This is a genomic window from Spiroplasma endosymbiont of Panzeria rudis, assembly GCF_964019705.1.
GTDB classification, from domain to species: Bacteria; Bacillota_I; Bacilli_A; order Mycoplasmatales; family VBWQ01; genus Spiroplasma_E; species Spiroplasma_E ixodetis_A.
Genome location: NZ_OZ026460.1, coordinates 1,226,455 through 1,237,736 on the forward strand (window position 1 = coordinate 1,226,455; position 11,282 = coordinate 1,237,736).

Below are 11,282 nucleotides of genomic sequence, written 5' to 3' on the forward strand. Positions count from 1 at the left end.
TTTTTTATTTATATTATAACTTATTTTAGGTATTAAAACTTAATAATAGTATCTGATATAAATCAAAATTATAAGCGTTTAATTTTACAAAATTATTAAATAAACATATTATCAAATTTAAATTTATTTTTTTAAGATATAATATGACAAAATTAAAAAACAAAAAAATAATTATTTAACTTTGACCATCCAAAATTAAATAATTATTAAAAATATTTTTTAAATAAATAAGAAATTATAAATCAATATATAAAATAAAATATTTTGTTGATTCACTAAAGATAATACTTAATATATTTTAAAAACAAAATACCTAATGAACATAATAACTGTTAATTATTTCACATTTTTGGATTGCATCTCAAAAATTATTATTTTTTATTTTTACTTTTAAACCAATAATTAAAAAAGTTAATGCAATAGTAAAAAATCCAAAAATTGGAGTTAAAATTATACAAAAAATAACTCCAATTTGTAACTGAACTCAATCATAATAACCATCATAATTATGAATTACTGATGAACATATATTTTCTGCAGAATGATTTAAAATATAATTTACACTCATATAATTTAATAAACTAAATCCATTTGTTATTTCTAGTGTTATTTCTATAATAAGTCTTTTTTCTTTATATAATTTAAGATTTTCAAAAAAACTTTTATCAAAACTTGAAAAACCAATTAACATTAAACCAATTACCATAATTAAAATAGTTAAAATAAATAAAAATAAGGTTGCTAATTTTAATTTTTTATATTTTTGCAATATCATTTATAATTTTCCTTTCAAAATAAAAACCCATTTGCTTTTATCTCAACAAACAATGGGTTAAAAACTACTATATTATTTATATTTTTTATACATAAGAATAATAACAAATTTATATTAATTTTACAATTAATAACCTATATAATTAAAACTATTTTATATAATTAGTATGAATATTAAATTATAGTTATCAAAATTTAACCCATTTTCATAAAATCAACACTTATTTTTAAGTATTTAAATTCACTTTACTTTAAAAGTAAAATTAAAACTATGGGGCTTGGGAACATAGTCACTGCTTATCAAATCTTTTCCAATATGAAATCTAATTTTTTTAATATCATTAGTCTTAATAATATCAGTTGCCTTTAATGATAAATTATTACCATCAATATCTAAAAAACTAAAAGCACTTAACTCATTAATTTGCACCTTTAAAGCTTTAACAAAATATCCTTTAAAAGTAGCAAGTGATTTAATAACAAGATTTCAATTAATATTTGGATCAACCGTCGAATCAGGATAATCTAATAAGAAAAAAGTAGAATTATTTTTTGCAAATTGATACATTTCTTGTCAATATTTATTTTCTAAAAAAGTTTCTAGATCACCAATATTAACATAATCATTAACATTAATATTTTCAATACTATTATTTATTGAATTTGAAAAACCAAAATAATAACTCAATTCCTTATATTTAAAATGATTACCACTATTATCACTAGTCAATAATACATGTGGAGGACTATATTTTATTAATGATTCATCACTATCTACTGCTTCTTGTACCATACTAAAAGGAACAAAATCAATAGGATTAACTTTAAGATAATCAATAACCTCTTCAATACTTGTTGGTTTTAAATCAATGAAATCATAAACAACATTTGGATTAGAAACATATGTTATATAAAAAGGTTTTAATGGAAAATTTGAAGAATATGAATAAAGATTAACATATTCTTTGGAACTATTCACAGCATTACCAACATAATTTAATTCGGGATGATGAACTAATTCGAAATATGGTTCAATAGTAGCTACATCATTAAAATCAATATCTGCTAAAGGAATTGTTGATATTATTGGATAAAGATGAGTATCACTAGCAAATTCTTCTTTATAATCATTAATAAATTTATTAATTTCATCTTCGATTTTTTTATAAACAACAGTATTATCAATTTTATCCGCATAATAAAAATTAGTTGGTAAATAACCATGTGTTCATTGTTCTTGCAAATAATCACTACCATTTGGAAATTTTCCTGAAATATGTTTACTAAATTTTCCTTCAAATTGATTAAACATCATAAATTTTTCATAAAATTTAGCAGTATTTTTAATTAATGCAATTACTGGTATTTTAAATTCAATAAATGAAGATTGTAACTTTAATTTTAAATCAAATTTAGTAACACCATCAGTTTGAATTAAACTCTTATCTAATTCATCATTACTATTAGGTTTATAAAAAGTGAAATCATAATTAGTAATATTAGTTGGAAAAAAACTATCTCATCAAGATTCTTTTATTAATAAATCAAAAACTTGTTTTTTTGATTCTTCTTCAAAAAATGGCAAACGTAAATTTTTATTACTACTATCAATTGGAACATCATTCATATCAACAACAATTGATTCTTCTGGAATATTTTGTTTAAAATAACCAATATTAAAAGCACTCTGCATAGCAAGAGCAATAAAAAAAGTACTAATTGCTAAACCAATTATCATAATTAAAGAAATAGTTATTGTCAGAAAAGTTTTTTTTACTTTTACTGGTTCTACTTTACCAGTAACGTATTTAGTAATATTATTTAGTTTTCTTCAATCATCATTATCTTTCTTTTTAGCCATATATTATTCACCTAAATTTCCATTATCTAAAACTTAATTCATACATTTTAATAATACTTTTAATTAAATATTTTTTATTTTCAATAGTATTTAATCATCAATGCAAAATAGCAATTCATCATAATAAGAGTGCTATAACCGCGAAAATCAATACTGTCATTCGATAAGGACTGTCACTATAAGAAAACATAAAAAAACTAATACCAATAATTATTAAATTAACAATAGAACCAAATATTAAAAAAAATAAACAACTTAAACCAATACCTCTAATAGTTTTAGATAAAAAAACGGGTAAAATCATAATTAAAATTATAAAAGCAAATAAAACAGTAACTAACATTGCTACTACTTTTAATATTGCACTTTGAAAAACTGGTGCTGATGGTATACCAGGAAGATTAGCAACCAATTGACCAAAACCAATGCCATTAAAAAAAATCAAACCAATTCAAAAAATTTGAATAATTAAAATAAATATTCGCGAAAAACCATCACCAAGACTAGTAAAATAAACTCTTGTTAAATTTAAATCTAATAATGAAGGTAAAGGAGTTTCCTTTAATTTCTTTAACTCTTTTTGACCAATAAGATTACTTGTAATTAAAAATTGTTTATCTAATGATTTATCCATATCTTTCACCCATCCTATAAAATAATTATAATGCATTTTATTTAAAAACTATATAGTTAACTTATATCCAAATTTTAAATCTATCCAATAATTAAATTATTATTTTAAAATAAATACAAACATAATTAATAATATCTATTTTAACTACAAGTAATATGAAAAATAAACAATAATTTTCAATAGTTATTGTTTATTTTAATAATATAGTATTGTTTAAATATTTTTTTGATTATATGGAGTGTCCAGAAATACTTACACTTTCTAAGTGTGAATGATAATCTGATAAATCTATTGAATTTATTTGTTTTCACTTATCAACTTCATTATTTAGACTTTCTATATTTTCATCACATACAGATTGTAATTCAATATTATCCATAATTAATATTTCTTCTTCATTATTTATATTTATTAATTCTTGTGATTTATTTGCATTATTTCTTTCTAAGTTATTATTTGATTTAAAATTAGTTCTAATTTTTTTAAAAATAAAACCTATTAAGCCTCCAACTAAACAAAGAGGTAAAATAGGTAAAATTCAAAAAGACATTGAAACTAATTTATTGTTTTGAACTTGCTCTGACTCTAATTTAAATGTTGCCAATTGTTCTTGATTAAATCATGAAATTTGTTCTTCTGACAGTTCTGCTTTTTGTATTGGAGTTAATAACAAAATTTGTTCTAATGATAATGATTGAATTTCTGATTTTGATAATAATTGCATTAGTTTTGAATTAAATTCTTCAACTTGTTTTACTGTTGTTGAAGCAACTGTTGTGCTATTAAAATACTTATTTATTTTTCCCTCAAAAATTTTTCGTTGTTCTGCTGTCAAAAAATGAATTTGTTTTTCTGTAAAATTTAAAATTTGTTCTTGATTAAATCATGAAATTTGGTCAGGAGTGAATGATTGAATTTGTTCTGGTGTAAATGATTGAATTTGTTTTTCTGTAAATTCTCGAATTTGTTCAGTTGTAAATTGTGTAATCTGACTTGGTGTAAATCATGAAATTTGGTCAGATGTAAAAGAATCAATATATGCACGACTGAATATTTGTATTTGTTCTGGTGTAAATGCTTGAATTTGTTCTGGTTCAAATTTTGGTATTTGTTCTGGTGTAAATTCTGAAATTTGTTTTGGGCTAAATGCTTGAATTTGGTTTTTAGTAAATTCTACAATCTGACTTGATCTAAATCATGAAATTTGATCAGATGTAAATAATCTAATCTGTCATGGTGCAAATCATAAAATTTGTTTTGGACTAAATGCTTGAATTTGTTCTTCTGTAAATGATTGAATTTGTTTTAGTGTTAGTGCTTGAATTTGTTCTCGTTCAAATTTTGGTATTTGTTCTGGTGTAAATGCTTGAATTTGTTCTGGTTCAAATTTTGGTATTTGTTCTGGTGTAAATTCTGAAATTTGTTTTTTTGTTAATAATTGAATTTGGTGACTAGTATACATTTCTAAGTTCGAACGAGTCGAACGTTTTTTTCTATTTAAACTTAATGAAGTTACTTTTATCGGTTTTAATGTAAATGTTTGAAATTGTTCTCTTTGAATTATTTTTTTGATTTTTTTATTCTTAAACTTTAAAACTTGTGCTGGTGTAAAGGTTGCAAGTTGTTTTTTAGTAAATCATGAATTCTGCTCTTTAGTAAATCATGAAACTTGTTGTAAAGTAAATGCTTGAATTTGTGCTTTTGTGAAATGTGGTATTTGTTTGGCTGTAAATGCTTGAATTTGTTTTTTATTAAACATTTTAATATGTTTTTGGGTAAATTCTTGTATTTGTTCTGCCGTTAGTAACTGCAGTTGTTCTTTAGAACCCATTTCAATATTGTATAAAAAATTTAATGATAATATATTTTTTAAAATTGGTTCATTGATACCATTTTCTAATGTTAATGCATTATTCACTGGTATCAATGTCTCAACATTATTGCTACTTATGATACTTGAAGATGAGTTATTAAAGTTTAATAAATTGTTTGGCATATTTTTGCTCCCTTTTAAAAATTAAAAACTATTATAAAGTAATAGTTAAATTTAAATAAAATTATATTGATTATTTAAATTATACGTGTATTTTAATATTTTTAATTTACTTAATCAATCAAAAACTTTCTTCCATAATGAATAAAATAATTATTAATTACAACAATAAAAAAAGAGCAAGACCTTTTACTTACTCTCTAAATTAATACTGCTTATGTTTTATTTTCTAAATGGCGGTCTTGACGGGGATCGAACCCGCGATCTCCTCCGTGACAGGGAGGCGTATTAACCACTTTACCACAAGACCGTGGTTGCGGAGACTGGATTTGAACCAATGATCTTCGGATTATGAGCCCGACGGGATACCACTTCCCCACTCCGCGATGTATAAAATTTAATAATAATGGAGGAGGCTGAGGGATTCGAACCCTCGAGCACTTGCGCACTGACAGTTTTCAAGACTGTTCCCTTCAACCGGACTTGGGTAAGCCTCCGAGTATTTAAGTATGGTGGACCCTATCGGATTCGAACCAATGCTCGCCCGGTTATGAGCCGGGAGCTTTAACCAACTAAGCTAAGGGTCCTAGACTATGGTAGCGGGGATGGGACTCAAACCCATGGCCTCTCGGGTATGAACCGAACGCTCTAATCAACTGAGCTACCTCGCCAGTTTTAGTTTAAATGTTTAAACCGATATATAAATGGTGGACCCTATCGGGATCGAACCGACCACCTCCTGCGTGCAAGGCAGGCGCTCTACCAAATGAGCTAAGGGCCCTTGTTTTTAATAATGGTCGGGAAGACAGGATTCGAACCTGCGACCTCTCGGTCCCAAACCGAGCGCTCTACCAAGCTGAGCCACATCCCGATGGTGCGCCTGGCAGGACTTGAACCCACAACCTTTTGATCCGTAGTCAAACGATCTATCCAATTGATCTACAGGCGCATTTAATTACTAAAATTTATAGTAACTCATTAAATCATTAAACCTAATCAATTATAACTTATTAAAAGTAATATTTACAAGTATATTTGCAAATATTATTAATATTTTGGAGGAGCCGATCGGATTCGAACCGACGATCAAAGTTTTGCAGACTTATGCCTTAAACCACTTGGCCACGGCTCCAAATATAATTAAAAAAATTTAAAGACTTTTCAATATTACCAAGACTAGTTACTATTTGCAACTTGTTTTACAATATTATTCATAAAATATTAAATATTTTTTTATTATTTATTTCACTAATTAAAATCTTATAAAGTTATTTATAATTAATTATTAAATTAAATAATAAAAAAAGCACAATTGTGCATTTAATTTATGGTGGAGATGGCGGGGATCGAACCCGCGTCCAAAAGTTAACTGACTAACTGTATCTACAGTTTAGTATAATTTAGAAAAATCACTATTTAATAATAAATTATACGAAATTATGAATAGCTAGTTAATGGAAATTCGAAAAAATTTATTAACATCATTTTTTCTAGTTTATCCTTATGATACGTTACTAATATTGATAAACTTGCTATTAGCAACGGTAGTATTTACTTCTTAAGTAATTAAGCAGGTAAAACTGCTTGATTTCCTAAACCAAATCCAAAGTTGTTTAACTTTGTTGTGAATCAGTTAGGTACTACGGTTTTAGTTTGTTTTCCGGTTATGAAACCTCGTAGTATTATGGTCTACCAAACCACTGCCACAATTAGTTGTTCACTCCTGTCGAAACCAGAACATCCCCGTTAATATTATAGATTACTTTCTAATATAAAGCAATTTTTGGTTTTCTTAAAAATTACTAATAATTCTTTCAAATTTTCATCATAAATTATAAAATCTAAAAATTAAAATTTGGCAATTTATCAATGCTATTACTAATTCGAGAATTAATAGCAAAATTATCATGAATTATTACTTTTGAAACATTTCATTGTGATAAATTTTGATCAAACGTTATTGCGCCAGCAAACATAGAATGATGCATAGTTATTACATTTGAAACATCTCAACCCGAAATATCTTGATTAAATGATGAAGCACTTTGAAACATCTGTTTTGTACTTGTTATTTCTGATGGTAACTGATCTGGTACTTTTTGAATTGTTTTTGGCATTCTGACAACTTGAATTTCTTCTTTCTCATTTTTATAAAATCCAATTTGAATGATTTCAGTAGTTTTTATATCTGATAAGTCTATTTTACTAGTTGTTTGCTCTTCTCCATTACTATCAACGTAAATTGTATCTTGTTGTTGTACTATTGTATATTTATAACGATTTGATTGTCTATTTGAATTTGGTGGTTTAGGTAATAAAATCTTTGGATTAAATTGTGATTTTATTTTTTTACTTTTTCATTTTCTTCCTCGTTTTTTGCTTCTATATCAGAAGTATACAAAATACCAGCAGTGGCTCCACCAACTAAAGTAGTACCACCAACAATGGCAGTAATAATTTTCTTTTTTTTACTTTTTCAGACATAAAAAACCTCTCTTAAATTCTTAATTTTTTTATAATGGCATGACCATATTTTATATAATTTTATGTAATAAATTATTTAATATGCTTAAATTTTATTTCAATAGTGATTTGTTAAAACATTTTGAAAATATTAAAAAAAATAAAAATCCCACTTCATAATTACATTTTATTTATGGTCTAAAAAATAATCATGAAATAGGTTATTTTATTATTTATTATAATAAATTCAATATTAAATCATATATAAATAGTTTTCTATAAAACCAAGAAATATTTTTATATATTAATATTTTAATTAAAATTTCAGGCTTTATATAAAATTCCTTGAGAACCACCAGCATAAATTGAACCATCTGGACCAACAGTTAACGCAAAAATATGATCATTAGTATTTTTTATTCCAGATAATTCAGAAAATGAATCTTGCTGTGCTAATTTTTTATATACTTTATTTGAATCAATACTAGCATATAAATCATTATTTTTATCTAAGAGTAAACGTTTAATCTCATGATTTGGATTCGTTTCTAAAATTGCATTATACGTTCTATTTTTAATTTTATATACATTGCCAATTCAAGAACCAGCATAAACAATATTATCATTATCAACTACTAAACTACTTATCTGATTAGCATCTGATCTTTGCTCAAAAATACTAAATTGACCACTAATTCCATCGGTTTTATAAATCTTACCACCATAATTAACACCAGCATAAATTGAACCATCTGGACCAATTGCTAAACTTCTAATATAATCTCCATTTGTCCCAGAAATCAAACTAACATTACCAGTTTGACCAATACTATATACACCAATGTCATTACCAGCATAAACAATACCAGTTGTTTTATTAATTGTTAAGCATGAAATTCAACGTGGTGAATTTTCTGATAATATAATTTTTGAAAAATTATGGATACCATCACTTTTATAAATTGCACCATTATCACTACCAACATAAACATTATCTTCGGCATCAACCACTAAATTTCTAAGAGTTGAACCTCTTTCTATTTCTAACATTAACTCCAATCCCGTTGGTGTAAGCTTATAAACTTTATCTTCTTGTGTCCTAAAAATATTACCTTGTGAATCAACACCCAAATCATAAATATTTTCATCTGCTAATTTTTGAGGAACAAAATTAATAATATTATATTGTAAAGTTACTTCACCTACATAGTTATTCTTACCAATGATCGTAACAGAACTTACACTATATTTTTTAATATCAAAATTTTCAATAGTTAGTAATGCAGCTTTTTTATTTACTTCTTTAATTCCTATTAATAAACTCATTTTAGATGGCATTAGATCTTTTCCACTATTAACTTTTCCCAAATTATATTCAGTAATGATATCAGCTAAGTCAATTGCACTATATTGTTTTTCTAAAATTGTTTTATTTTTAATATTATTATTTTCAAATTTAGTTTTTTGTGAAGTTGTTTTTAAAACATCCTCAGTTAAATTTCCTATGGTTGTTGATAATGTTAAAGCACCTACTGCTGCTAATAATGTTTTCATATTAAAAACCTCCTTTTTATTTTTATAATTAATTTATAGAAACATTAAATTAATTATAAAAATAAAAAATAATTATAAATTAAATTTTAATTTATACATATACAATATGTATAATTAATATTTTAAAACTTTAAAAAGAAACTACAAGTATTTTAATAATTAACACTTTAAATATAATATCTAAAAATAAACTTATTTTGTAAATAAAACATGATGCTTTTCTGTCACTCAATAATTTGAAGAAAATAACGTAATAAATATTAAACTAATAACAGTTAATAACGCAATACTATTACCAATATAAAACATTATTTCGTTATTTAAAGTAATTAAATTATAATTAATAAAACTATCGAGTAAATCAACACTACAAGTTAAAATAGCTATACATGATGCATAAATTCCTTTGATAGGCATTAATTGTCGATAATTTCAATCTAAAACCAAACTATATACAACAAAACTACAAATACCAAAAGCAATATTGGATAAAATTTGTGAAATCAAAACTGCGTAAATATTATTAGTTACTAAACTAACCATAATACTTACTATATAAATCCCAAAACCAAAATATAAAGCAATATTAGCACTGAAAAAATAATATAATCATCATCCCAATAAAAAAACACCAATTACTTGTGGCAAAGTAGTAAATAAAGTTTTATAAACATGCCATCTTTGATCAATATTACTTATTCTATAATTAAAAAATTGAGAATTCATTAAATAATAAATTAAATAAATAGTTAATCCAAACATAATTAAAATTATTATTTTTCATTGAGAAAAAGTTTTAATTTTTTTTAAAACTATTTCATCGTGCATACCCATATTTTTTGGATCTTCTCGTAAAAGAAAAGACATGAAAAAAGTCAAAATGAAAAAACACAAAGCAGCAATAATGAAATAACTGATTTTTGAAATTGTAATAGTTGAAATATTAAATGTGAGCATATTAATTGGTATAATAATTAAACTTGCCAATAATCCCGGAACAATAAGTATAGTAAAAGTTAAAAAAGCATGTGATTTTACAAAATATTGTTCATTGAACATTAATTCATGAACTCCCAATGATGCAGTACTCATTCCTAACGCAATATTTAACAAAATCAAAGATCATAAATTTGGTACAATTAAAACTAAACAGCAAGTAACTAAAAGTCAACTATGCATTCATCAAATATACAACTTTCTTTTTTTAAATTTTGCAGTAAAAAAAGTAGCTGGTATAGCAAAAATAATTACAGTAAGCGAAATAATCACTGTAATACTAATTGCTTCAGTTACTAAATTAGTTAATGATAAAACTAAAAAATTATTAATAGCTTTTAAACTATTAATACCAAGATAAAGAAAAAAATAATAACTAATAAATAATCATTGTCACTTATTTATCTTTTGCTTAAAAAGAAAAAATAAATAAAAACTTGTAAATAAACAAAAGATTATTAAGAAAGGTAATCATATTATCATAGTTTTTTCCTTTCTTAATTAAATTATTATTTTTTGATTTGTCTTACTGCATCACGATTTTTAATCGTCTCTCTTTTATCATAATTTTTTTTACCACGAGCCAATGCTATTTCTAACTTTGCTCTACTTTTACTATTTAAATATATCATTGTTGGAACAACAGTTAAGTTTTTTTGCTTTTGTTCTTGTTGAATTTTTTTAATTTCACGAGCATTTAAAAGTAATTTTCTTTTTCTTAATGGATCAAGTATATAACTAGTAGTAAATTTATAAGTATTAATGTTCATATTAATAATATAAGCTTCATTATTACTAAAAGTTACATAACTATCCTGTAAAGATACATTACCTAAACGAATTGATTTAATTTCAGAACCAGTCAAAACAATTCCCACTTCTAATTTTTCTAATAATTCATAATTAAAGTACGCTTTTTTATTTTTTGCAATTATTTTCATTGTTTCCACCATTATTTTCATAAACTTTATAATTAGATTATATAATAATAATTTCATAAATACCGA

General features: G+C 24.4%; 8 protein-coding genes, 9 tRNA genes and 1 other RNA gene. All 18 read right to left on the reverse strand.

Annotation, left to right across the window (positions count from 1 at the left end):
- Window positions 1–313: 313 nt before the first annotated feature.
- The 18 genes from AACK89_RS06810 to smpB all read right to left on the reverse strand — a co-directional run bounded on the left by AACK89_RS06810 (window position 314) and on the right by smpB (window position 11,216).
- A complete protein-coding gene (locus AACK89_RS06810; RefSeq protein WP_281749117.1) occupies window positions 314–775 on the reverse strand; it encodes a hypothetical protein in 462 nt (153 codons plus the stop codon).
- Between the two features lie 234 nt (window positions 776–1,009).
- A complete protein-coding gene (locus AACK89_RS06815; RefSeq protein WP_338978210.1) occupies window positions 1,010–2,635 on the reverse strand; it encodes a hypothetical protein in 1,626 nt (541 codons plus the stop codon).
- Between the two features lie 22 nt (window positions 2,636–2,657).
- Window positions 2,658–3,269: a hypothetical protein gene (locus AACK89_RS06820; RefSeq protein ID WP_281749114.1), complete on the reverse strand. Its 612-nt coding sequence runs from the start codon at window positions 3,267–3,269 to the stop codon at window positions 2,658–2,660.
- A 229-nt stretch (window positions 3,270–3,498) separates the two neighbouring features.
- Window positions 3,499–5,265, reverse strand: coding sequence for a hypothetical protein (locus AACK89_RS06825; RefSeq protein WP_338978212.1), 1,767 nt, complete (start codon window positions 5,263–5,265; stop codon window positions 3,499–3,501).
- A 231-nt stretch (window positions 5,266–5,496) separates the two neighbouring features.
- A tRNA-Asp gene (locus tag AACK89_RS06830) sits at window positions 5,497–5,572 on the reverse strand.
- 1 nt (window position 5,573) lies between these two features.
- Window positions 5,574–5,648, reverse strand: a tRNA-Met gene (locus AACK89_RS06835).
- A gap of 21 nt (window positions 5,649–5,669) precedes the next feature.
- Window positions 5,670–5,759, reverse strand: a tRNA-Ser gene (locus tag AACK89_RS06840).
- Window positions 5,760–5,772: 13 nt separating this feature from the next.
- Window positions 5,773–5,849: transfer RNA gene (locus tag AACK89_RS06845), tRNA-Ile, on the reverse strand.
- A 7-nt stretch (window positions 5,850–5,856) separates the two neighbouring features.
- Window positions 5,857–5,933 (reverse strand) — tRNA-Met (locus AACK89_RS06850).
- 34 nt (window positions 5,934–5,967) lie between these two features.
- A tRNA-Ala gene (locus tag AACK89_RS06855) sits at window positions 5,968–6,043 on the reverse strand.
- A gap of 13 nt (window positions 6,044–6,056) precedes the next feature.
- Window positions 6,057–6,133: transfer RNA gene (locus tag AACK89_RS06860), tRNA-Pro, on the reverse strand.
- 1 nt (window position 6,134) lies between these two features.
- Window positions 6,135–6,211 (reverse strand) — tRNA-Arg (locus tag AACK89_RS06865).
- 107 nt (window positions 6,212–6,318) lie between these two features.
- Window positions 6,319–6,394 (reverse strand) — tRNA-Cys (locus tag AACK89_RS06870).
- Between the two features lie 196 nt (window positions 6,395–6,590).
- Window positions 6,591–7,007, reverse strand: a transfer-messenger RNA (tmRNA) gene (ssrA, locus tag AACK89_RS06875).
- 96 nt (window positions 7,008–7,103) lie between these two features.
- Window positions 7,104–7,379 carry a BspA family leucine-rich repeat surface protein gene (locus tag AACK89_RS06880; RefSeq protein WP_338975864.1) on the reverse strand — a complete coding sequence of 92 codons (276 nt, stop codon included), beginning with the start codon at window positions 7,377–7,379 and terminating at the stop codon, window positions 7,104–7,106.
- Between the two features lie 658 nt (window positions 7,380–8,037).
- Window positions 8,038–9,279: a hypothetical protein gene (locus tag AACK89_RS06885; RefSeq protein WP_338978213.1), complete on the reverse strand. Its 1,242-nt coding sequence runs from the start codon at window positions 9,277–9,279 to the stop codon at window positions 8,038–8,040.
- A gap of 192 nt (window positions 9,280–9,471) precedes the next feature.
- Complete coding sequence (locus AACK89_RS06890; protein ID WP_338978216.1) at window positions 9,472–10,758, reverse strand: hypothetical protein; 1,287 nt, start codon at window positions 10,756–10,758, stop codon at window positions 9,472–9,474.
- 26 nt (window positions 10,759–10,784) lie between these two features.
- The gene (gene smpB, locus AACK89_RS06895; protein ID WP_338961046.1) at window positions 10,785–11,216 is read right to left on the reverse strand and encodes an SsrA-binding protein; all 432 of its coding nucleotides are present in this window, start codon (window positions 11,214–11,216) and stop codon (window positions 10,785–10,787) included.
- Between the last annotated feature and the right edge of the window lie 66 nt (window positions 11,217–11,282).